Here is a 374-nt window from a genome sequence, read left to right on the forward strand (position 1 = left end):
CTCGCCTTCTTCGACGCCATCGCACCCATCGTGCACAAGGACTCGATCAACTTCGACGTCGCCTGGTTTCAAAGCCGCTACGACAAACCGGGCCCCGGGGGCGACGGCAAGGACTATATCAACCTGCCGATGAACCGGGACCAGTACGAAAGCTTCATCGACGCCCTGCTGACCGCCGAAAAGCACGATTTCAAGGACTGGGAAAAAGGCACGCCCTATTTCGAGGGCTGCCTGCCGATCGAGGTCATGGCCGAACGGGGCCCCAAGACCCTGTCCTTCGGGCCCATGAAGCCCGTCGGCCTAACCAACCCGAACGCGCCGGAGACGCGCCTGGCCGCCGTGGTTCAACTGCGCCAGGACAATGCGCTCGGCAC

Annotated in this window: 1 protein-coding gene; it reads left to right on the top strand. The window is 62.8% G+C overall.

The window, feature by feature from the left end; translation table 11 throughout:
• Positions 1-374, top strand: a 374-nt coding sequence (locus B2585_RS20195) for an FAD-dependent oxidoreductase (protein WP_292025811.1), incomplete at both ends; no start/stop codon positions are given.

The organism is Maritimibacter sp. UBA3975, assembly GCF_002384975.1.
Lineage (GTDB): Bacteria > Pseudomonadota > Alphaproteobacteria > Rhodobacterales > Rhodobacteraceae > Maritimibacter.